This window comes from Ruegeria sp. CDSA241 (assembly GCF_059611265.1).
Window position 1 is genome coordinate 62,916 of the sequence record NZ_JBXWPF010000001.1, and the last position, 21,568, is coordinate 84,483.

Here is a 21,568-nt window from a genome sequence, read left to right on the forward strand (position 1 = left end):
GCCCTAAATACCTCGGGGGGTCCGGGGGGGCAGCGCCCCCCGCCCTCTCCAAATTCGGAGACGCCTGATATGTCCGACATGATGACCACCCAAGCAGGCGATGCCGGTGCCTTCCGCAATTTCGACCTAAACCGCGTGCCAACGCCTTGCTTTGTGGTTGACCAAAAGGCGGTTGAGCGCAATCTGGTGATCTTGTCCGACGTCGGTAGCAGGTCCGGCGCCCATGTCCTCGGTGCCCTCAAAGCGTTCTCAATGTTCTCGCTTGCTCCGCTGGTCCGCCAACATCTTGACGGTACCTGCGCCAGCGGTATCTATGAGGCGCGTTTAGGCCGCGAAGAATATGGCGGCGAAGTCGCCACTTACTGCGCCGGGTACAAAGACGCTGACATCGATGAAATCCTGTCGCTGTCCAACCATGTGATCTTCAACTCGCCCGCGCAAAAGAACCGGTTCCTAGCCAAGGCACATGCAGCCAAAGTACAGGTCGGCCTGCGCATCAATCCGGAACATTCCGAAGGCGAGATACCCAAATATGACCCCTGCGCGCCCTGTTCGCGTCTGGGCACACCGGTCAGCCAACTAAGCCATGAAATCATGGTTGGTGTTGACGGCCTTCATATGCATACACTTTGCGAACAAGGGTTCGAGCCCTTGATGCGCACATGGGAAGCCGTTGCACCAAAACTCGCCCCGTTCCTGGGTCATCTCAAATGGCTGAACTTCGGCGGTGGCCACCATATCACCCGTGACGACTATGATCGTGATGGGTTGATCGCGTTCATCAAGGAGATCCGCGAAACCCATGACGTCGACGTCTATCTTGAACCCGGCGAGGCTGTGGCACTGGATGCGGGGATTCTGGTCGGTGAAATCCTTGACCTGCCGACCAATGGCATGGCCCTTGCGATCACCGACATCTCGGCCACATGCCACATGCCCGATGTGATCGAAGCCCCCTATCGCCCTGCCCTGATGGACGAGGCCGAGGCAGGGCATACCTACCGTCTGGGCGGCCCCTCCTGTCTGGCCGGGGATGTGATCGGCGACTATGCGTGGGACAAACCGCTGCAGATCGGCCAGCGTTTTGCCTTCCTCGATCAGGCGCATTATTCGATGGTCAAGACCAACACCTTCAACGGTGTCCCCCTGCCCACAATCGCCCTGTGGAACAGCGAAACCGGCGCGTTGAAAATTATCAAACAGTTCGGCTATGACGACTTTAAAGAGAGGCTCTCATGAGCGTTTTCCTCGACAGTGAACTGACCACATTGGAACGGACCGAAAACGCCCGGTTTCGTGTAATCCCAGTACCGCTGGAGCGCACGGTATCCTACGGCTCGGGTACAGCCGGTGGCCCGGCGGCGATCATAGAGGCCAGCAACGAGCTGGAGCGCATCACCGGCCTTGCCGAGCCCTGCACAGCGGGTATTTTCACCGAGGAACCTTTGAGCTGTGACGGCCCTATGCCTGCAGTGATGGAACGCCTTGCCCTGCGCACCGAAGCCGCCATTCGCGCTGGTAAAGTGCCGGTCACTCTGGGCGGTGAGCATTCGCTGAGCTACGGTGCGGTGATGGGTGTGGCCCGCGCGTTGAACCAACCGATCGGGATCGTCCAGATTGATGCGCATGCGGACCTGCGCGACACGTATCAGGGTGAAAAGCACAGCCATGCCTCGGTCATGCATCTACTGGCCGAAGAAGGCGTCCGACTGGCCCAATTCGGCGTCCGGGCCTTTTCGACCGAAGAGGCGCAGAGCCGGGTGAAGAACAACGTGTTCCACATTGATGCCGAGGAGCTGGTCACCGGCAACATCCACGCGGTCGATCTGCCCAAGGATTTCCCCGAACTGGTCTATGTCAGCTTTGATGTCGACGGGCTGGACCCTTCGCAAATGCCGGCCACAGGAACACCCGTGCCCGGCGGCTTGGGCTATTATCAGGCGCTACAACTGGTCGAGCATGCCCTTCGGGGGCGCAAATGCGTGGGGTTCGACGTGGTCGAACTCGCCCCGGACGGCAATGCCGCCTGGGACTTTACCGCCGCACAGATCGTTTACCGTCTGATGGCCGCCTGCTAACCTTCGGCGGTTTCGTTCAACTCCATATGCCCCTCGCCGCGGCTTAGGACACGGCGCAGCATCGGCTCGAAGAACTCCAACGGTTTGGTCGGGTAATCCGGATCGAACGCCTTTTGGTCGTATTCATGGCAGAAATAGCGGCAGGCCTCCCAATAAGGACTGTCGCGGTACTTGTCGCGGGCGTTGCGGTCTCCGCCCAGGTGGTGATTGTAGTAATAGCCCTGGAACACGCAGTGATGTTTGAGGATCCAATGGGTTTTCTCGCTGACATAGGGCTTCATCATCGCCGCTGACAGCTCTCCATGGTTATAGGGAGACAGGATATCGCCGGTGTCGTGGATCAGCGCTGCGACGACCAGCTCTTCTTCCGCCCCATCCTCATAGGCGCGCGTCGCGGCCTGCAGGCTGTGCTGATAGCGGTTCACGGGATAGGGCGTCCAATCCTCGTCCAGCGAACGGATCGCATCCAGTATCCTGTCCGGCAACGCGGCGTTATAGGCCTCTTCGTATTCCATGACGGCGTCCCAATCGGCCTTGGTCGCCTCTTCAAAGCTGGTCCAGGTGGGTTTGTGGGTTTTGTCCAGCATGGTCCGGTCCTTTTGACTGATCATCCAACCGCAGCCTAACGCAGAAAACCTGAGCGAAAAAACGAATTAGCTTGGCCGAAGAACATTGCGCCGAAATGCGCCGTAACTTCAGGCTTGGGACAATGCCCGCGAGTGTTTTCTTGCGCGCACGCGCAGAAGCGGACGACCTGCAATCAAAAGAAACAGGCACGAGATCAATATGCCCATGACAGCAGGCAAATAGAGCAATAGCCACAATTTCGGGTCTTCGATCACCAACGGGGACACAAAGCCGCGCATACCTTCCAAAAGGACCAGAATTATGAATGCTCCAAAAATCTGTGGCCACAGGCCAAATCTGGAAAAGCTGCCCAACATAAGGGTTGCATAGCCCGCCATCGCGACCGCGATACAAATGGTGATCCACGAAAATCGCTGATGCAGCTCGTCGATCAACGCGCCCTCAGTGAACCCTTCTGCTGCCGCAATCGCAGCCCGGTCGCGCAACAGCTCTGCGGTGGGAATGGCCTCGAGGCTTCGCTCGGCCGCGTTGTCAGTACTCGTCAATTCTGAGATGTCATAGGACGCGTCCTGAAACAGTGTAGACGACAGGGTACGTCCCTGCCGGTCCTGACGCAGGGCAACTCCGTCAACCATCACCAGATGAATGCCCGAGCCGTTATTGACCAGATAAGCTGTTTGGCTGGAATAGCTGACCGGGCTGGTTTTATCCCGCCGGTCCGAAACAAAAACTTCGCGCAAAGTCCCGTCCAGATCAATTCCCCCAATATAGACGGTCACGTCACTTGCAGGATGCAGGAATTCGCCTTCATTCAATAACTGCGCTGTGACGTCACCCGCCACTTCGGCCTGCCGTTTTTCCAGTAGATCGACCGAGGCCGGGCGCAGGAAAACACTGATCGAGGCCATCATCAGACCAGCAACAAGACCGAACAGAACCACAGCGCGAGCCAGCCGCCACGGGCTGGAGCCTGTGGCCAGCATCACCGTTAGCTCGCTTTCACGGCTCAGGCGGTTGGTGGCATAGACGGCCGCTGCGAACACGGCCATGGGCATCACCGTACGGATCAGCGTCGGCAAAGTAAGAGCGGTAAATTCAAGAAACACCATGGCCGATTGACCACCGCTGATGACACGGTCAAACAGGCTGACCGAGCGGGTGATCCAGAAAACCCCCACCAGAATCAGAGTGAAAAAGCCGAACAGAATCAGCAGTTGCCGCAGGAAATATCCATCGAAGCGCGACATGTATCCTCATCCGGCTACCTGAAATTCGTTTGGACAATATGCCAATCCCCTGACCGAGGAAACCGCATAGCCCAAGAATTATAGAATTTGAGCCGTGCGCACTAAAACGGCTTATGCCACATCGGAATTGGCACCCCGATCCAGAATGCTTACCTGCCCGGATCAGTCCAGCGTTTCAGACAACGATCTGAGCAGGTGATTGAGTTGATCGCGCTGTTGCAGGGACAAACCCTGAACCAGGCGCTGCTGAGTCTCTACATGATCCGAAACGGCGGCCTCAATCGCTTTGAATCCGTTTTGGGTAAGACGGATCAGGAAGCCCCGGCCATCCTCAGGGTTTTGCACTCTTTCGACCATCCCCGCCTTAACCAGTTGATCGACGCGATTCGTCATTGTGCCGGACGTCACCATTGTAAGCTCCAAAAGCTCGCCAGGTGAAAGACCCTCTGGCTTGCCAGACCTTCGCAACGTGGCAAGGACATCAAAGCTGGCAGCGTTCATGTCATGAAGAGCCCAAGTATGCTCCATCGCCCTTCGCAACTGAACCGCCAACCGCGTCAGTCGACCAACGGTTTCCATTGGCCCCACATCCAGGTCGGGCCGGGCACTGTTCCACTGCGCGATAATTTGCTCCACATGATCCATGAATTCTGGCTAGCCCAACTTTATCTTGACGTCAAGATTTTACAATATATCTTGACGTCAAGATAAAGGGATTCGCCATGAGACACCAAACCGACATCGCCCTAACTGCTGTTGCCCCTTTGATCTGGGGTAGCACTTATTATGTTACGACCGAATTTTTGCCCGTCGGATATCCGATCACGATGGCCGCGCTGCGTGCGCTGCCTGCCGGGCTGCTGCTTCTAGTTTTGTCCCGTCAACTTCCAAGGGGTCATTGGTGGGGCCGCATATTCATTCTAGGCGCGCTCAATTTCACCGTGTTCTGGACCCTGCTTTTCGTCGCGGCTTACAGGCTCCCCGGTGGGGTCGCAGCCACTGTCGGCGCGGTACAACCTCTTATTGTAGTCTTCCTGTCGGCATTTCTGCTGAACACCCCGGTTGGGCTGAGATCGGTCGGCGCAGCGCTGTTGGGGGTGATCGGCGTCGGGTGCCTTGTCCTCGGTACAGCTATCAATCTTGATACGGTTGGCCTGATCGCTGGACTGGGTGGCGCCCTTTCGATGGGAGCAGGAACTGTCCTGACGCGCAAATGGCAACCGCCAGTGCCGCTGCTGACATTTACCGCTTGGCAACTAACCGCCGGCGGGCTGATGCTGGTGCCGCCTGCACTGATGTTTGAGCCCGCCTTACCAGCGCTTGAAAAAAACAACCTTCTCGGAATTGGTTATCTGAGCGTCATCGGGGCTGCCCTGACCTATATCCTGTGGTTCCGAGGCCTCGCCCGGATCGAACCCTCTGCGGTCTCGGCACTTGGCTTTCTCAGCCCGCTATCCGCCGTAATGATTGGTTGGGTCATGCTTGGGCAAAACCTGACCTTTGTGCAGATCGCCGGTGTCTGTATTGTACTTCTGGCGGTCTGGCTGGGGCAAATGGGCAAACGTACCGGCCGTTCGATTGTCACCATCAGAAAGCCCGCCTGAAACTCCAGGCATCGATGTACGAGTTTTGTGCTAAACTGTGTGCTGTGCAACGCCTGGGCTAGAAAGGTATCACGTGTCAAAAAGCCGAGTAAAACCGCGCTATTTTGCCATCGCCCTGCTGCCGGTATGTGTTTTCGCAATCCATAAACTGATCCAGAACCAAATGATCGCCAATGAACTGGACGTTCCAGTAAACTTTGTGTTGAGCGGTAGCTCTTGGCAGGAAGCCGTTGGTCGATTTCGGTTTCTTGCCGCGTCCTGGTTCTTTTTATCGCTGGCCTTGTTGCCCGTGGCAGTCTTGTTCCGGACCCTGTCACGCCCGATCGAAAAAAACACCCGGATCGCGGCAATCGCGATTGTAGTCGCCATCGTGTTTCTGGCTCTCGTGCCGACCATTCAAAAGCATATGACCGACCAAAGCCCGCAGATTTACCACCAGATCGGCAAAGCCGTTTTTGAAACAGCATTGTCGCAAGGCACCTTGCCGGCATGTTCCGGTTCGGAAGATAGCTGGATGTTTGGGAAATGCGGGCAGGCCCCTGTTCTTTCGCTGTTCAACCGTATTCTGGACCTGGTGAATGCAATGGCCGGCCTTGCGATCGGGTCGTTGATTGTCGGAATGATATTGTGTCTTGGTCGGCATGAATCTCAGGACATCGAAGCAACCGCAGCTGAGCTGGCGCAAAACTTGCGGCAGATGCGGCAGCAGCTCTACCTGTCCAGTCTGGTGCTGACCTTCGGCATGTTCTTTGCCGCAAGCTGGATGTACTGGCCTTTGCCCATGATCGCTGAATCAGAAAGGGCCGCCTATAGCGCATTGCTCAACGCATCGGCCTTGTTCACCGGCACATATTTTTGCTTGCTAATGCTCAGCTACTTTCTTCCCGTGGCAGTCCTTCTGGACGGAAGAATTTCTAACCTCGCTTTGGCTGCCCGAAATCAGGGCGGCACAGACCAGACATTCGACATTGATGACTGGAGATCGTCGCATAAGCTGACAGAAGGAACAGGTGACATCATCCGCGCCGGCTTCGCCCTGACGGCCCCAATCTTGGCCGCTTTTGCCGGTGGCATATCACCGATTTTGGGTTAGACCGTGATTTGTTGAGCAACCAGAACGCGGTTTATCGCATCGGTCGAATGCTCTGCTGGTCCAAGTTGTAACAGCTAGGCTGCGCAAAGGGTCACGCGTGTCCCATTCCGCCCAAGCTGGCACAAACTTCTGGCAATGGAGAGAATGGCAGGGGCAGCAGGGTTCGAACCCGCGACCTACGGTTTTGGAGACCGTCGCTCTACCAACTGAGCTATACCCCTAAGGTGCGCCTCAAATATGCTAGCCGCGCGGCGGACTCAAGAGGCTTTTTCAGATTCCTCCTCAGTTATGCGCACGACAAACAAGTTGCGTATGGCGTTGAGTTCTATAAGACACGGTTTGATCAATATGAGGGTCACCATTAGTGAGTATCCGCAAGAAAATCGCCGATAGCGAGGCCGTCCTGAATTGGACCGCCCGCCGCATCGCGAGCTATATTCGGATGGTTAACCGCAACACCCAATGGCAACGCATCGGCTATGAAGAGCTGGACCAACTGGCCGATCAGGGCGAGCCGGTCATCGTTGTCCTTTGGCATCAGCGACTGGCACAATCGCCCTATTTCTTTCCGTTGGATAAGGGGCGTATCTGCTCGATCACATCCTCGGCACGCGCTGGCAGCATGGTTGGTCGGGTGCAGAAACTGTTCGGCATGGACACCATCGCCATGACCAGCAAAAACGCCAACAACATCGCGGTGTCACGCGAAGTGATCGGCAAGATCAAGCGCGGCATTTCCATCGGGATCGCTGCTGACGGCCCGCGCGGCCCGGAACGGGTGCTGTCGACCGTGCCTCTGGTCTGGGCCCGCACCTCGGGCAAGCGGGTCTTCGGGATCACCTTTTCCGCTCGCCACGGCAGCGAGGCCGGAACCTGGGACCGCCTGCTGATGCCACGCCCTTGGCGCAATCAGGGCGTCTTTTTGTGCCGGGAATGGACCGAAAACGTTCCCCGCAAGGCCAGTGAAGAAGAACTCGAGGCCCTTCGCCTCAGCCTTGAGGCGCATATGAACGACATCACCGCCGAAGCAGACAGGATGGTCGGGCGCGAACCTTGGTCTCCCCAAGGCTAACCGCCGCGCAGCCTTTGCATCAGATAGACTTCGCTGCCCTCGGGGATCGGTTCAGTCAGCCCGCTGGCGATCACGCGCCCGTTGATTGAGATAGATACACCGGCATCAATCGGTGCCTGAAGCTGCGGATGAACCCGCGCAAGTTCCCGCAGCAGCTCGCCGGTGGTTTTGGCCTCGACCTCGACCACCTGTTGACCCCCGGTCAGAGACCGGAGGCCGGACCAAAGGTGGACCTCAACCATTGTCCTTGAGCGCCGCCAAAATGCGCGGCGGTGACATTGGCAGTTGCTTCATCCGCACTCCTGCAGCGTTCGAAACCGCGTTGGCGATGGCTGCCAGCGGCGGCACAATGCCGGTTTCACCCACACCACGCACCCCAAACGGGTGGCCGGGGTTGGGAACTTCGACGATCACCGTATCGATCATCGGCAAGTCGCTGGCGACCGGGATACGATAATCGAGGAAGATCGAGTTCTGCAGACGACCATCCTCGCCATAGACATATTCCTCGTTCAGCGCCCAACCGATGCCCTGCGCCGCGCCACCCTGATACTGGCCTTCCACATAGGTCGGGTGGATCGCCTTTCCGGCGTCTTGAATGACCGTATAGCGGGTGATGCTGGTCTTGCCGGTTTCCGGGTCGACCTCGGCATCGACGATATGTGTGCCGAATGACACGCCTGCGCCTTCCGGGGTCGCTTCGAAATGGCCCGAGATCGGACCACCGGTCGCACCCATATCGGCGGTGATATCGGCCAGCGGCATCGGATCGAAATCGCCCGCATTGGGGCCCGAGGGCACCGCGCAGCCATTTTCCCATTTCACCGCATCTACCGAGATGCCCCACTTGGCCGCCGCGCGTTCGCTCAGCTTTTCAACCGCATGCCGGGCCGCCTTGATCGTGGCCAGCCCTGAGGCATAAGTCACGCGCGAGCCGTGCGAAACGTCGTTATAGCCGAGTGTTGCCGTGTCCGCGATGGTTACGCGAATATTCTCGTAGGGAATGCCCAACACCTCGGCTGCCATCAGCGCCATCGACGCGCGCGAACCGCCGATATCGGGCGTGCCGACCATCAGCTGGGCCGAACCATCCTCGGACAGGGCCAGCGACACGGATGTCTCGCCCCCGTGATTGAACCAGAATCCACAGGATATCCCACGCCCCTGCCCTGGTTTCAGTGGCGCAGAATAGTGCGGATGCGCCTTGGCGGCCTCAAGCGTTTCGACCAGACCGATGCGTTCGTAGCGCGGGCCATAGCTGGCCTTGGTACCTTCGTAGGCGGCGTTTTTCAGGCGCACATCCACGGGGTCCAGCCCCAGCTTCTTGCACAGCTCGTCAATCACCGATTCAACCGCAAACGCCCCCATCGGCGCGCCGGGCGCGCGATAGGCGGCCTGTTTCGGGCGGTTGGCCATGACATCATAGCCCACCTGCTTGACGTTAGTCAGGTTATAAGGAGCAAAGGCACACATGGCCGTCATATCACCCGGCGCGCCGGGGAAGGCCCCACCCTGCAGGCGGAACACGCCTTGCGCTGCGGTGATCGTGCCGTCATTCTTCATCCCGATCTTGATATCCATCGACGCGGAGGCCGTCGGACCGGTGGCCCGGAATACCTCGGATCGGGTCATCACCAGCTTGACCGGGCGGTTGGCCTTGCGGCTCAGCGCCAGCGCGACCGGCTCGATGAATACGGTTGTCTTGCCACCAAAGCCGCCGCCAATCTCGGACGCCGTCACCCGCAGTTGCGATGTTTCGATCCCCAGCAAAGCCGCACAGGTTTTCTGCGCGATCCAGTGCCCTTGGGTGGTGCACCACAGCTCACCCTTGCCGTCATTTCCCAGCGTCGCCAAACAGGCATGAGGTTCGATATAGCCCTGATGGGTTGCCTCGGTGACGAAGCTGTCTTCAACAACCAGATCCGCTTCGGCAAAACCGACCTCGACATCGCCATGCCCGCTTTCGTGATAGCGCACGACGTTCGGGCGCATCCCTTCGGGCACGGAATAATCCGCCGCCCCCTCGCGTATAACCGGAGCGTCCGGGGCCATCGCTTTGTCGACATCGGTCACATGGGGCAGCACCTCATATTCGACCTCAATCAGTTTGAGTGCGTCACGAGCCGACAGCGCCGAAGTTGCCGCAATAGCTGCCACCGCGTGGCCGTCATACAGGGCCTTCTCGCCTGCCATAACGTTTTCCAGCACGTTCCAGAACTCACCTTCAAGACCGGGCTTAAACGGCACCTCAGCGAAATCGTCACGGGTCACAACGGCTTTGACGTCTTTATGCGCTTGGGCCTTGGAGGTGTCGATCTTTACGATCCGCGCATGGGCATGGGGCGAGCGCAGAATAGCCCCGTGCAACATGCCCGGTGCGGTGGCGTCAGCACCAAATTTCGCGCGCCCCGTGACCTTGTCCAGCCCGTCAGGGCGGTTCGGTCGGGTGCCAACGAAAGTGAATTCAGATTTGCGATCGTCGAGTGCCATTACGAAGCCTCCCGCAGTTCAGCCGCTGTATCCATCACGGCGCGAATGATCTTGTCATACCCGGTGCAGCGGCAGAGATTACCAGCCAACCAATACCGTGTCTCTTCCTCGGTCGGGTTCGGGTTCTTTTCCAGCAACGATTTGGCCGCGACCAGAATACCGGGGGTGCAGATACCGCATTGAAGAGCAGCATATTCAATCATCTTCTTCTGCAGCGGATGCAGAACGTCCCCGTCTGCAATACCTTCGACCGTCTCGATCTGTTTACCCTCTGCTTCGATCCCAAGCATCAGGCAGGAACAAACCAAACGGCCATCGACAGTTACCGAGCAGGCACCGCAATCGCCGGTGCCGCAGCCTTCTTTCGCACCGGTAAGGTTCAGCTTGTCGCGCAGACAGTCCAGCAGGGTCTCGCGTGGGTCACATAGGTATTCGACCGTGTCACCATTGACGGTGGTGGATACGTGGAACTTGCTCATGCTTGCTCTCCCTTGGCGCGGGCATAGGCGATTTTCGCGGCGCGTTTGGCCAGAACCCCGGCCACTTCTGTACGGAATGCGATCGTGCCGCGCTTGTCGTCGATCGGGTTACAGGCAGTAGATGCGGCAGCGGCAAGCGCGTCCAATGCAGCATCGTCAAGGGTGCTGCCCATGATCGCCTTGGCGCAGTCTTCGACAAGTAGAACAGTCGGAGCCACAGCGCCCAGCGACACGCGGACCTCGGTGATGGTATCCCCGTCCAGACGGAGATTTACACCTACGCCAACCACCGCAATATCCATCTCGGTCCTTGGGATGAACCGCAGATAGGCATCACCTCCGTTTTCGCCGCGTGCAGGAATATTGACCGCCGAGATCAGTTCACCCTTGGCCAAGGACGTTCTGCCCGGGCCGGTCGGAATATCTTCGACGGCAACCTCACGTGTGCCACTTGGTCCGGTGACTGTCACGGTCACGCCCGCTGCCACCATGGCTGGCACCGAATCCGCCGCAGGCGAGCCATTGCACAGGTTGCCAGTCAGCGTCGCCCGCCCCTGCACCTGAGTCGATCCGATCAAATCCATCGCTTCGACCACGCCGGGCCAGTCGAGGCCCAACCCAGGATGTTCGCTCATTTCCGCACCTGTCGCCGCCACGCCCAGCGTCCAGCTGCCGTCAGCATTGCGGGTGATATCGCTTACGCCATTGATTTTCTTGATGTCTATCAATGTATCAGGCGTCACCAATTCCGAGCGCAACTGCACCAGTACATCGGTGCCACCGGCAAGAAACCGTGTAACGCCTTTTGCATTTTCTGCCAGAGCCGACGCCTCGGCAAAGCTGGCAGGGCTGTGATAATCCATGATTTTACCTCGCGCCTGTTGGTCAGGATCCACTGGGGTTCGCAGGGACGTTAGTGCAGCAACACACTGGCGTCCATGGCAAGAACGACCTATTTTTCGATCCCGAAATGTCGTTTCCAGACCTCGGATCAGAGGTCGATCTCGACCACCCCGTCCGGGTCCGCAGCACGGCTTTGGCACAGGATGATTGCGCCTTCGCGCTGCTTGTTCGACAGCACGAAATCCCTGTGCTCGATTTCACCCGAAATCACACCGCATTTACAGACGCCGCAAATTCCGTCCGAACATTTCACGTCGACCTGAATTCCGGCTTCGTTCAGCACCTGCGCCGCGTGTTTGTCGGCGGGAACCTGCAGCTCTCGCCCCGATTTGGCCAGTTTCAGCGTGAAAGAATGGTTCTCATATTCGGGCTGCTCGGGAACGGAGAAATACTCCAGATGCCGCGCCTCGTCTGGGAACCCCTGACGTTCCGCTGCCTGTATCACGCCTTCCATGTACCGATCCGGGCCGCAGGTATAGACGTGCCAACCTGCCTGATATCCCGACAGGATTGACTGTAAATCAGCGCGCGTACCTTCGTCCGAGAAATGATAGTGCACGTGATCGACCCAGGGCATTGCGGCCAGATCGTCCAGATACCCCGCCCCGGCGCGGGTACTGGCCGAGTAATGCAGGTCAAAGGGTTTGCCCAGACTGTGCAGGCGGTGGGCAAAGGCGATCATCGGCGTGATGCCGATCCCGCCGCCCATCAGGAATGTCCTGGTGGCGGTCTCATCCAGTTCGAAATGGTTGATGGGTTTCGAGATGAAAACCTTGCGCCCTTCGGTAAAAATCCGGTGCAACAGGGCCGAGCCGCCCCGCCCCTCATCCTCGCGCAAGACACCGATCTGATAGGTCGCTGGGTTCGCCGGATTGCCGGACATTGAATATTGCCGCAGGAACTCTGGCGCGACCAGCACGTCCAGATGGGCGCCTGCGGTCCACTGAGGCAGCGGCGCGCCATCCAGCGTCGCGAACTCATATTTGGTCACATCATCCGTCATCCGGTCGACCATGCTCAGCTCGACCCGCATGACAGGGGCATCACCTGCGATGGAATAGTTGTGAACAACAGACATGTCCCCGGCGGCCTTGCGTGCCTTGTACTCCTCTGCCGTGACCATCGCTTCATAAGCTGCAATCCCGGCTTCGCGGTCCATGGCAAAAGGATAGGGCCAGGGATGCGGGGCCAGATAGGCGGGATAGACCGCCAGCGTCTGATCCTCATATTTCAGGGCAAGGTCCGTCTGCAGGTTGCGCCGGTTCAGCGGATGCTGGGTCGGGCGATACGCGCCGTCGGGCTGCAATTCGATATCCCACCACCATTTCTTGGTGTCGTTCAAGCCACCATTGCCCACTGCATCGTCCAGTTTCGCCAGCGCTGGCGCGGCTTGGGGGAAGTTCATCGCGGCCCAGCGGAAGGGACGTTCCTTGAAGATGCCTTCCAGATTCCATGGGCAGGTTTTCATGCACCGCCCGCACATCGCACCACCCGATGTTGTCACCCGATAAGTGGCGCATTTCTGGCTGTCGGATTTCCAGATTTCATAGCCATTGAACATCAGTTTTGGCCCAGCGGTGATCGCCCCCGAGGGGCATTCTCGCGCGCATTTGTTGCAGCTTTCACAAAAACTCTGCAGTCCAAAATCTATCGGCTTGTCATGAGCCAGAGGCATGTCCGTTGTCACCGCGCCGGATTTCAGACGCGGACCCAGATAGGGGTTCAGGATGACCTCGCCAATCCGGCTGACCTCTCCCAGTCCCGACAAGAGCAAAAGCGGAGGCTGCAGCACCTCGCCATCCATCACCGTATGGGCCTTTGCCTTGTACCCAAGGTTGCGGATCTGCTGTGCAACGACCCCACCCATAAGCGAGAACCGCAGATAGGCGCGCATGGATTGGGCCACTGCAATCCAGTCGTCACCACTGGACCCTTCCATGGTCTCGTAACCCTGATCAATGATCATGCTGATGGCTTGATCATGCGGCGGCGTGATCTCTTCTCCGGCAGCATCATGTGAATACCACGCCCATACGGGGCAGCAGCTGAGGCCCACCGCATCCGCACCAAGGAAATAGCTCGCCGCTTTGATATTAGCGGCATTCCGGGCGGCATCTGTCGGCGGCGCTGTCTCGGCGCTGTCGCCATCCTGCAGCAGAACAAACGCGCCCAGCGCGCGCCGCTGCGCGAAACTGGGGGCCGCCTTGCGCACGTAATGCCCGCCCTTGGCCGCGTCCTGCATGGGTTTTCCCATGTCGCCGAATTGCGCCCGTGCAAACATGTCGGCCCGTTTGGGGACGCGGGCGACGTTTTCTTCATCAATGTAGGTGGTCGGCGTTTCGACGCGCTTGAGCTTTTCGAACGGATGCGCCCCATCCACATAACGGCGCTTAGCATAGGGGTCGCGGTTCAGCGCATTCTTGGCAAAACCCGACCCCAACCACCATGCCGGACCTTGCGTACGAAACCACGGTTGTTGAGCCATCGGACACAGCGGCTTGTCATGCGTGATCTGCAGCTCGGTCGTTACCACGGCCAACCCGAACCGGGTCCCAAGCCACGGGGCAACAAGTTGTCCACCTTCGGCCGAGGCCAATCCCGCGGCGACCGCCAGTTTGCCCAGATCAACATCCGACGACATCGCCGTATGCGCCCGTGCATCAAAGCCAAGCAATCGGATGTAGTTGGCAATCACCACCGCATTCTCGGTTGCCAACAAACAAGCGCGATGATCCTGCGCATCCACGATCCAATCGGTTCCGGGCTCGGACAGGTCCGGGTCTCGGTTGTGTTCGTACAGAAACACGATTGCATGGCGGTGGCTGTCGATTGGCTTTGGCGCAGCCTCGATACTGTCCTTCAAATCCGCCATGATGACATCAATGCCCGAGGCCAGCGTCTTGGTTTGCCGTGTCCTCAGGGCATCAGCCAGCCGGTCTATATCAGGGTTGCGGCGCGGCTCGGGCAACAGTGCTTCGGGCGGCAGTGGTCCGCACCCAATCATCGACGCATCGTTGAAATAACCAAAGGCTTTCAGATGGTTGGCGCGCGCATTCGGATCTGACGGGATATCGCCCATTGCCGGGTTCACCAACCCGTCGCGGATCGCATCCATCATCGTCTGAAACTCACCCATCGCATTGACGATGCTGTGGGGCTGATCGGGGCGGCGAAAACTAAGATCGCCCATAGGCGGCACCTGTGACAGGTCCGGCATTGTGTCTTGCCGCGCCAACCGCTCTAGCGGGTAGCCGCCCATATGAACTGGCCTGTTCCGGTCTGAAAAGAAACGGATTCCCATAGCGTGCCTCCCCTAGCCCGTCTGACCCTTAATGCCCGGTAGACAGCAAAACCATTCATACTTAATCATAAATAATATGAATAAAAATGATTTTACTGATTTGGACGGCAAAGTCCTGCGGGTCTTTCTGACAATACTCGAGGAAAGCTCGGTCTCGAAAGCAGCGGATCGGCTGGGGGTCACGCAATCGGCAATCAGCCACACGCTGTCCAAACTGCGGCAGGTGCTGGGCGATCCGTTGTTTGTACGTTCAGGTCAGGGCCTGACCCCGACCGAACGTGCCTTGTCCCTGAAGGACCCTATTCAAACGGTGCTGGACGGGATGCGTGCCTTGACTGACGGTCGCCCCTTTGACCCGTTATCCGAACAGATCGACATTCGCATCGCCACAAATGACATGCCACGCGAAGTGATATTCCCAAGGCTGTTGCGCGACACACGCGCCGAGGGTGCACGGCTACGGTTGGAGTTCATCCCATCGGGCGTTCCCGATCCGGACCTGTTGCGCAGCGACCGGTGTCAGTTGATGGTCACCCCTCTGCCACCGGATGGGCCGGACATTTACCAGAAACGGCTGCTCGAAAGCCCGCTGATGATGTTTTATGATGCCGGCCATTGCACCCCGCCAAACAGTTGGCAGACCTACTGCGAGAGCGACCATATCGAGGTTCGCTTTTCCGATGGCCGCAACACCCGTGCCGTCATGCGGGGCGTTGATCAAAGCCAGATCAGGGCACCGGTTGTGACTCTGCCCCATTTCAACGCGATACCGGCCTTTGTGCGGGGCAGCTCGTTGATCTCGACCGATACCGCCTTGATGAGACAAGGTCCTCTGGCCGGGTTGGACTGTGCGCATTTGCCCTTCGAATGCACCCCGGTTCCGCTTTACATGGTCTGGCACCAAAGGTCGGCCAATGACCCGGCGCATCGTTGGCTGCGCAGAAGGATCGAAGCCATAGCAGCTGACATCAGCGCGCCTTGATCAAATGGGTCAGTGCAGCACCGGTTTCAAAGTAGGCGTGACGCAGGCGGGTCCAGCGTTCAGTATGTTCCGCCACAGCGGGAACTGGCAGCAACGCCGGATCCCCTGCCAAAAGGCTCTCAGCCGCCATACGGCCAAACACCGTGCCCGGCCCGATACCCCGGCCTGAATAGCCATGGATCGAAACCGCATCCGGTCCGATCCGGGTGATCTTGGGAATGTGGTCCGAGGTCATCGCAATGCGGCCATGCCATCCCTGCTGCAAGGGTTGATCCGCAAGCTGAGGATAAAGCTCTGACAGTTTGCGCTTGATCCATCCGGTGTGCGCGGCGCTGCCCGCATGTTCTAGATTGCCCATTGCGCCGAGGATAAAGCGCCCGTCGTGATCCATTCGGAAAGAGGTCATGATCAGGCCGGTATCCCAACATCCTTCGGCTCCGGGAAGAATACTCGCGCGCAGATTGTCGGACAACGGCGCAGTAGTGAATTGAAAATACGAGACAGGAACATAGGCCGGTGCCGTATCGGGCAGGTTCCGATGATACGCGTTGGTGGCCTGGATCACTGATTTGGCGCGCACCGTGGCCTGCGGGGTTTCCAACAGCCACTGGCCATCGACATGGCGCATCGTCATCACTGGGCTGTGCGTGTGAACGCGTGCCCCGGTTGCGGCAGCCGCGCGGGCCAGACCACGCACATATGCCATCGGCTGGATCGTTCCGGCGCGCGGGTCGAACAGAGCTCCACGAAAGGTGGCGCTGCCCGTGCGCTGGTACGTCTTGTCCGACGACAGCAACTCGACCGGAGCGCCTGCCTGACGCAACTGTGCATGGCGTATTTTCAAATCAGCAAGACCAGAGCCAGAATGCGCACAATGCAACGTGCCCTTGCGCATCGGCTCGCACTCGATCCCATGTGTCTGGATCACGCTGAATACTTCACTTGGGGCCGCCGCAAGGATTTCGATCAGACGCGTTCCGTCCGCATCCCCCAGATGGGCGCAAATGTCAGCAGGGCGCACCCAGAGTCCGGCATTGACCAGCCCCACATTGCGCCCGGATCCCCCATGCCCGATCTCCTGTGCCTCCAAGACACAGACCGAGGCTCCGGCCCGTGCGGCCGTCAAAGCCGCGGAACAGCCAGTATAACCGCCGCCGATCACCGCAAGGTCCACAGACAAATCGCTGGTCAGCGGGGCGCTCTCCACATGCTCGCGGCAGGTGTTTAGCCAAAGGGATTGATCGTAGTCGCTCAATGCGGGCTCCTTGCGGTGTCAAAAACCATTAGGACGCGGGATCAGGTCGTCGCAAGAGCCCTTTGATCCTCACGCCCCATCGCGATCAGGAAAGGCCGCGCCTTTTGCTGCGACTGAAACGCTGCCCGATCGCACATCCCCTGCCACCCGGCCAGAACCAGCGATTGCGCAACGGCACCGCCCAAAGTCGCTCCGGGGCCTGTCACGATGAACAGGTCAGGCGCGAATTCGCGCGCGGCGGTCTGGATTGCGCGGGTGAAGTCATAGGCAGCGGTCACCTGATGTCCCAGGGTGTAATCCCACAGTGCCTGCGTGTCCGTCGCACCCGGCCACCAGATTTTGCCACGCCCGTCGATCAGAGGCCGGTCAGGCTGTTTGAACAGCTCCGCACCAAGTTGCGTGCGCCCTTCCGCAGCCACCGGAGCTTGAAGGTGGGTGTGAAATGCGGCGTGATTTGCCAACCTCATGGGGAACCTGTCTTGCACACTCGGCCACGATGCCTCGAACGCTCGCAAGCCCTCTTCGTTGCCCGCCAGAACCAGCATTCCACCCAGATCAATCGACAATGCCAGAACCTGACCGTCCTGCGCGTTGATCCGCGCCACATCGGCCAGCAATTCAGCCTTACGCTGTGGGTCATCCGCCCAGCTATTGTCTGTGAATGGGTATACGAGCTGCCCACCAATTAGGTGGTCCTGCATCAACGTCCCCATTGTATTCACCACACGAAAGCCATCCTCAGGCGACACCGCGCCTCCGGCGGCGAGGGCGATGTACCAGCCCATCGAGTTGCCGGTGACAGCCACCACTTCAATGTCATCGGCCAGCACCTGAGCATCAGCCAAAGAGGCCGCATAAATCAGGGGTGAGGCCACATCACCGCGCGAGTACTTACTGACCGTGAACCGATCAGCACCGTCCAGCGCCGTGACTGCCGCTTGCCCCGCATTGGCGCGGATGGCGTCAAACCCGCCAATCATCTGCATCCGGTTTGCGTGATGACGGTGCAAATACCCCAGCTCGGCCTTGTTATAGGTGCCCCGACCCGGGCAGATCACAACGGCGGTACGGGTCATGAGCGGTTTCCAGTCAGATTGAGCGCAGCGGCGACAATATTATCCTTTGACGGCAATGGCGCAGCATATGCAGGCCCGGTCGCGATAAAGCTGTCTTCTGCCACTACCCGGGCGATTGGGGTGTCGGGGCTTTCTTCGACGAAGAAAGTTGTCAGCGCCTCTGACTGGCTTCCGGTCCGGCGGCATTCGTCAACGACCAGAATATGCGCACAGGTTTTGCTGGCCTCGCGCAACGCTTCTGCAGGTAATGGAGCCAACCATCGCATGTCGATAATCCGGGTTCGGATCTCTGCGGCCTCAAGTTCGGGCAAGGCTTGCCGCGACAGGTAGTGGCCGTTGCCATAGGTCACAATCGCCAGATCGGTGCCGTCCCCCTGTACCCCGACCTCGCCCAGGCGGATGCTGCGATCCGGCGAAGGATAGGTCGTCATCCATCCGGCATCCTGCGCCTGATGAAGGTCGCGCATCGGATAAAGCGCAATGGGTTCCAAGAATGCCACGACGCGTTGTTCTTCGCGCGCCAGCCTTACGCATTCGCGCAGCATCTGCACCGCGTCCGAACCGGTCGAGGGGCAGGCAATGATCACACCGGGAATATCGCGCAGAACGGCCAGAGAGTTGTCGTTGTGGAAATGCCCTCCAAACCCCTTCTGATATCCCAGCCCCGCGATCCGCAGGACCATCGGGTTGGTGAATTGCCCGTTCGAGAAAAACGGCAAGGTCGCGGCCTCGCCCCTGATCTGGTCCTCGGCATTGTGCAAATAGGCAAGAAACTGAATTTCAGGGATCGGGACAAAGCCGTTATGCCCCATACCGATGGCCAGCCCCAGAATGGACTGTTCGTCCAACAGCGTGTCGATCACCCGATCCGGGCCGAACCGCTGTTGCAGCTTTTGGGTCACGCCATAGACGCCACCCTTGCGTCCCACATCTTCGCCCATACACACGATCTCGGCGTGTTCCAGCATCAGATCGGTCAGTGCCCAGTTGATCAGACGACTCATCGGCTGGGGATCGTCCATCGCGCGCATGTCGCCGCCAAAAGCGGCTGCACGGGCCTCGGCCCCCGGACCATTGGTGGGTTTGCAGGTGCGTTTTGGTGGGATCAAGCTGGCCATGACTTCGGACGCGGTGGTCAGATGCGGGCGGGTCACGGCCTCTGCCGCGATCCTGTCGGTGCGGGCGCAGGTATCCTGATATATCTTCAGCGCCTGATCCGACGATAGCGCCCCGGCCTGTTCCAACAGCCGCACCGAATGCAGCAGCGGATCATTTGCCTCATCAGCTTCGACTTCGGATTTCGCCATATAGGTCGTCGGGACGTCCGCCCCCGCATGGCCATAAAGCCGAACGGTTCTTAGATGCAGGAAAACCGGTTTGCGCCGAGTGCGCACGTATTCCGCTGCCTCTTTCGCAACCGCATAGGTTTCGAAAATATCCAAACCGTTGGCCTGAAAATATTTGATCCCCGGCCGGTGCTGCATCGACGCTTGAACCCATCCCTTTGGCGTTCTGACCGAGATACCGATCCCATTATCCTCACAGACGAACAACAGGGGCAAAGGGGTCGACTGTACGCTGGTCCACCCCGCCGTATTGATCGCCCCCTGCGCAGTCGAGTGGTTGGCCGATGCGTCCCCGAAGGAACACATGGCGATCCCGTCGGCAGGCAGTTCGCGATGGTCGGGCGGGTGCCGCCGTGCCGCGCCAAGCGAATAGGCCGCACCCACAGCTTTGGGCAGATGACTGGCGATGGTCGAGGTCTGCGGCGGGATCATCAGCGCCTTTGAGCCCAGTACCTTGTGCCGACCACCCGAGATCGGGTCCTCTTTCGAGCAGGCGAAACTCAGCAACATATCCCAGGCGATTTGCTGGCCCGGCACTTGTTCGGAACGTGCGATCTGAAAGGCGGCATCCCGGTAGTGCAGAAACGCGATATCCGTGGGCCGCAGCGCGTGGGCGACAGCCGCCATGCCTTCGTGGCCGGACGAGCCGATCGTGTAGAACCCCTGCCCCGCCTTCTGCATCGCGCGGCTGGTCCGGTCCAACGCCCGGCTGAGAACCTGCGACCGGTACAGCGACACCGCCTCGGTATTGCTAAGTCCGGGGCGCGGGGCTGCGCCGTCAGGCAGGTGGCCTTGCGCCACACGTGTCAGGAAATTCTCATGAACGATCTGAGCGCGATCCATGGCGGCCCCTCTACTTCAATCTGGCGGTCGCAACAGAAATGCGCCGCAACCCTTCTTGCAGGCTTTCGGTGGCGTAAGCAAAAGAAAGCCGCAGATGGCCCGGCAAACCAAAGGCACGCCCCGGCACCAGTGCCACCCCGACTTCGTCCAGCAGATACCGGCAGAATTCGTGATCGACCGGCATTTCAGCCGGTGTTTTGGGAAAGACATAGAACGCGCCATCCGGAACGGCACACTCCAGACCCGCGGCATTCAACCTAGCAACCACAAGATCACGGCGTGCTCGCATCGCCTGCAGGCGTTCGCCCAAAAGCGTTTGCGGCCCGGTAATCGCAGCCAATGCTGCCGCCTGCGCGATGGAACATGCGCCTGATGTAATCTGCCCCTGAACAGCGGTCATCGCCTTGATCAAGGGTGATGGCCCGATTCCCCAACCGATCCGCCACCCGGTCATCGAATAGGCCTTGGAAACTCCATTTACGGTCAGCACTCTATCCGCCAGATGCGGCACGGCCTGAACAAATGGCGTGAAGGGAACATAGGTCAGGTGTTGGTAGATCTCATCCGAGATCACCCAAACATTGGGATGCCTGTCCAAAACGCGACCCAGGGCCTGCATTTCCGATTCAGTATAGACCGCGCCGGTCGGGTTTGAGGGCGTGTTCAGCAAAAGCCAGCGAGTGCGCGGCGTAATTGCGACCTCAAGCTGTGCTGGGGTCAGCTTGAACCCCTGAGAAACCGGACAGTCCAGGACAACCGGAATACCGCCGGACAACCTGACCATATCCGCATAGCTGGTCCAGAACGGCGCCGCGGTAATAACTTCATCCCCGGGATCGAGCGTGGCCATCAGCGCCCCGGACAAAACCTGTTTAGCACCGGTCGAGACGATTACGTTTTCCGGCTGGACACTGGCCCCGACGGCGATAGCCGTCCGAAGGTCCGGCGCCCCTGCCGTCGCCGGGTACCGTGTTTGCCCGGCCAGCGCCGCTTTATGGGCCGCTTCGACCACATGTTCAGGGGTCGGAAAATCAGGTTCGCCAGTACTGAGCGCGACCACATCGACACCCTGCGCCTTAAGGCGCGCAGCCTGCTCAGAGATCTGAACAATCTCTGACAACTCAATCCCGCGCAGCCTGTCTGCACGCCTAAAACTATCTGCTGCGATATCCCTGGACACTGCCAACGTCTCTCTTGACCAAAATATTCAT

At 59.0% G+C, this 21,568-nt stretch carries 18 protein-coding genes and 1 tRNA gene; 6 read left to right on the plus strand and 13 right to left on the minus strand.

The window, feature by feature from the left end; translation table 11 throughout:
- The first annotated feature begins 69 nt into the window (after positions 1 to 69).
- On the plus strand, positions 70 to 1,239 hold the full coding sequence (gene nspC / locus AC2FJV_RS00330) for a carboxynorspermidine decarboxylase (RefSeq protein WP_496712026.1): 1,170 nt from the start codon (positions 70 to 72) through the stop codon (positions 1,237 to 1,239).
- Complete coding sequence (gene speB / locus AC2FJV_RS00335; RefSeq protein WP_496693650.1) at positions 1,236 to 2,078, plus strand: agmatinase; 843 nt, start codon at positions 1,236 to 1,238, stop codon at positions 2,076 to 2,078. Before nspC ends, speB begins: the two co-directional genes overlap by 4 nt.
- On the opposite strand, the gene AC2FJV_RS00340 is transcribed toward speB, so the two are convergent.
- From AC2FJV_RS00340 to AC2FJV_RS00350, 3 genes are all read right to left on the minus strand, one after another.
- The gene (locus AC2FJV_RS00340; RefSeq protein ID WP_281995381.1) at positions 2,075 to 2,665 is read right to left on the minus strand and encodes an HD domain-containing protein; all 591 of its coding nucleotides are present in this window, start codon (positions 2,663 to 2,665) and stop codon (positions 2,075 to 2,077) included. The genes speB and AC2FJV_RS00340 overlap by 4 nt on opposite strands.
- Before the next feature lie 108 nt (positions 2,666 to 2,773).
- Complete coding sequence (gene lptF, locus AC2FJV_RS00345; protein ID WP_142635808.1) at positions 2,774 to 3,913, minus strand: LPS export ABC transporter permease LptF; 1,140 nt, start codon at positions 3,911 to 3,913, stop codon at positions 2,774 to 2,776.
- 162 nt (positions 3,914 to 4,075) lie between these two features.
- Positions 4,076 to 4,558: a MarR family winged helix-turn-helix transcriptional regulator gene (locus tag AC2FJV_RS00350; RefSeq protein WP_281995324.1), complete on the minus strand. Its 483-nt coding sequence runs from the start codon at positions 4,556 to 4,558 to the stop codon at positions 4,076 to 4,078.
- A 77-nt stretch (positions 4,559 to 4,635) separates the two neighbouring features.
- On the opposite strand from AC2FJV_RS00350, the gene AC2FJV_RS00355 reads away from it, so the two are divergent.
- A complete protein-coding gene (locus AC2FJV_RS00355; protein WP_496712030.1) occupies positions 4,636 to 5,517 on the plus strand; it encodes an EamA family transporter in 882 nt (293 codons plus the stop codon).
- Positions 5,518 to 5,590: 73 nt separating this feature from the next.
- Positions 5,591 to 6,610 (plus strand): hypothetical protein, encoded by a 1,020-nt coding sequence (locus AC2FJV_RS00360; RefSeq protein ID WP_281995326.1) that lies wholly within the window; start codon positions 5,591 to 5,593, stop codon positions 6,608 to 6,610.
- 145 nt (positions 6,611 to 6,755) lie between these two features.
- On the opposite strand, the gene AC2FJV_RS00365 is transcribed toward AC2FJV_RS00360, so the two are convergent.
- Positions 6,756 to 6,831, minus strand: a tRNA-Trp gene (locus tag AC2FJV_RS00365).
- Between the two features lie 143 nt (positions 6,832 to 6,974).
- Between AC2FJV_RS00365 and AC2FJV_RS00370 the strand changes: the two genes are divergently transcribed.
- Positions 6,975 to 7,682: a lysophospholipid acyltransferase family protein gene (locus AC2FJV_RS00370; RefSeq protein ID WP_496688816.1), complete on the plus strand. Its 708-nt coding sequence runs from the start codon at positions 6,975 to 6,977 to the stop codon at positions 7,680 to 7,682.
- Here the strand turns inward: AC2FJV_RS00370 and AC2FJV_RS00375 are convergent.
- From AC2FJV_RS00375 to AC2FJV_RS00395, 5 genes are all read right to left on the minus strand, one after another.
- Positions 7,679 to 7,924, minus strand: a complete 246-nt coding sequence (locus AC2FJV_RS00375; RefSeq protein ID WP_142635798.1) for a MoaD/ThiS family protein — start codon at positions 7,922 to 7,924, stop codon at positions 7,679 to 7,681. The genes AC2FJV_RS00370 and AC2FJV_RS00375 overlap by 4 nt on opposite strands.
- Positions 7,917 to 10,172: a xanthine dehydrogenase family protein molybdopterin-binding subunit gene (locus tag AC2FJV_RS00380; protein ID WP_496712032.1), complete on the minus strand. Its 2,256-nt coding sequence runs from the start codon at positions 10,170 to 10,172 to the stop codon at positions 7,917 to 7,919. The genes AC2FJV_RS00375 and AC2FJV_RS00380 overlap by 8 nt, the downstream gene beginning before the upstream one ends.
- A complete protein-coding gene (locus tag AC2FJV_RS00385; protein WP_142635794.1) occupies positions 10,172 to 10,651 on the minus strand; it encodes a (2Fe-2S)-binding protein in 480 nt (159 codons plus the stop codon). The genes AC2FJV_RS00380 and AC2FJV_RS00385 overlap by 1 nt, the downstream gene beginning before the upstream one ends.
- On the minus strand, positions 10,648 to 11,514 hold the full coding sequence (locus AC2FJV_RS00390) for an FAD binding domain-containing protein (protein WP_142635792.1): 867 nt from the start codon (positions 11,512 to 11,514) through the stop codon (positions 10,648 to 10,650). Before AC2FJV_RS00390 ends, AC2FJV_RS00385 begins: the two co-directional genes overlap by 4 nt.
- A 128-nt stretch (positions 11,515 to 11,642) precedes the next feature.
- The gene (locus AC2FJV_RS00395) at positions 11,643 to 14,855 is read right to left on the minus strand and encodes a reductive dehalogenase (protein WP_496712036.1); all 3,213 of its coding nucleotides are present in this window, start codon (positions 14,853 to 14,855) and stop codon (positions 11,643 to 11,645) included.
- Between the two features lie 76 nt (positions 14,856 to 14,931).
- Here AC2FJV_RS00395 and AC2FJV_RS00400 point away from each other — a divergent pair, with 76 nt between their 5' ends.
- A complete protein-coding gene (locus tag AC2FJV_RS00400) occupies positions 14,932 to 15,837 on the plus strand; it encodes a LysR family transcriptional regulator (protein ID WP_496688822.1) in 906 nt (301 codons plus the stop codon).
- On the opposite strand, the gene AC2FJV_RS00405 is transcribed toward AC2FJV_RS00400, so the two are convergent.
- Genes AC2FJV_RS00405 through AC2FJV_RS00420 form a run of 4 tightly spaced genes read right to left on the minus strand, consistent with a single transcriptional unit; the run spans position 15,824 to position 21,537 of the window.
- Complete coding sequence (locus AC2FJV_RS00405) at positions 15,824 to 17,092, minus strand: NAD(P)/FAD-dependent oxidoreductase (protein ID WP_496688824.1); 1,269 nt, start codon at positions 17,090 to 17,092, stop codon at positions 15,824 to 15,826. The genes AC2FJV_RS00400 and AC2FJV_RS00405 overlap by 14 nt on opposite strands.
- A 41-nt stretch (positions 17,093 to 17,133) precedes the next feature.
- The gene (locus AC2FJV_RS00410; RefSeq protein ID WP_282021580.1) at positions 17,134 to 18,168 is read right to left on the minus strand and encodes an ACP S-malonyltransferase; all 1,035 of its coding nucleotides are present in this window, start codon (positions 18,166 to 18,168) and stop codon (positions 17,134 to 17,136) included.
- On the minus strand, positions 18,165 to 20,357 hold the full coding sequence (locus AC2FJV_RS00415) for a dehydrogenase E1 component subunit alpha/beta (protein WP_496712038.1): 2,193 nt from the start codon (positions 20,355 to 20,357) through the stop codon (positions 18,165 to 18,167). The genes AC2FJV_RS00410 and AC2FJV_RS00415 overlap by 4 nt, the downstream gene beginning before the upstream one ends.
- Positions 20,358 to 20,367: 10 nt before the next feature.
- Positions 20,368 to 21,537 (minus strand): pyridoxal phosphate-dependent aminotransferase, encoded by a 1,170-nt coding sequence (locus AC2FJV_RS00420; RefSeq protein ID WP_496712375.1) that lies wholly within the window; start codon positions 21,535 to 21,537, stop codon positions 20,368 to 20,370.
- Positions 21,538 to 21,568: the final 31 nt, after the last annotated feature.

Bases quoted from the DNA above. Each gene is read 5' to 3' on its own strand.
- AC2FJV_RS00395 (WP_496712036.1), bottom strand. From the start codon at position 14,855: ATGGGAATCCGTTTCTTTTCAGACCGGAACAGGCCAGTTCATATGGGC.
- AC2FJV_RS00390 (WP_142635792.1), bottom strand. From the start codon at position 11,514: ATGGATTATCACAGCCCTGCCAGCTTTGCCGAGGCGTCGGCTCTGGCA.
- speB (WP_496693650.1), top strand. From the start codon at position 1,236: ATGAGCGTTTTCCTCGACAGTGAACTGACCACATTGGAACGGACCGAA.
- AC2FJV_RS00340 (WP_281995381.1), bottom strand. From the start codon at position 2,665: ATGCTGGACAAAACCCACAAACCCACCTGGACCAGCTTTGAAGAGGCG.
- AC2FJV_RS00410 (WP_282021580.1), bottom strand. From the start codon at position 18,168: ATGACCCGTACCGCCGTTGTGATCTGCCCGGGTCGGGGCACCTATAAC.
- AC2FJV_RS00380 (WP_496712032.1), bottom strand. From the start codon at position 10,172: ATGGCACTCGACGATCGCAAATCTGAATTCACTTTCGTTGGCACCCGA.
- AC2FJV_RS00400 (WP_496688822.1), top strand. From the start codon at position 14,932: ATGAATAAAAATGATTTTACTGATTTGGACGGCAAAGTCCTGCGGGTC.
- AC2FJV_RS00385 (WP_142635794.1), bottom strand. From the start codon at position 10,651: ATGAGCAAGTTCCACGTATCCACCACCGTCAATGGTGACACGGTCGAA.
- nspC (WP_496712026.1), top strand. From the start codon at position 70: ATGTCCGACATGATGACCACCCAAGCAGGCGATGCCGGTGCCTTCCGC.
- AC2FJV_RS00415 (WP_496712038.1), bottom strand. From the start codon at position 20,357: ATGGATCGCGCTCAGATCGTTCATGAGAATTTCCTGACACGTGTGGCG.
- AC2FJV_RS00350 (WP_281995324.1), bottom strand. From the start codon at position 4,558: ATGGATCATGTGGAGCAAATTATCGCGCAGTGGAACAGTGCCCGGCCC.
- AC2FJV_RS00355 (WP_496712030.1), top strand. From the start codon at position 4,636: ATGAGACACCAAACCGACATCGCCCTAACTGCTGTTGCCCCTTTGATC.
- AC2FJV_RS00375 (WP_142635798.1), bottom strand. From the start codon at position 7,924: ATGGTTGAGGTCCACCTTTGGTCCGGCCTCCGGTCTCTGACCGGGGGT.
- lptF (WP_142635808.1), bottom strand. From the start codon at position 3,913: ATGTCGCGCTTCGATGGATATTTCCTGCGGCAACTGCTGATTCTGTTC.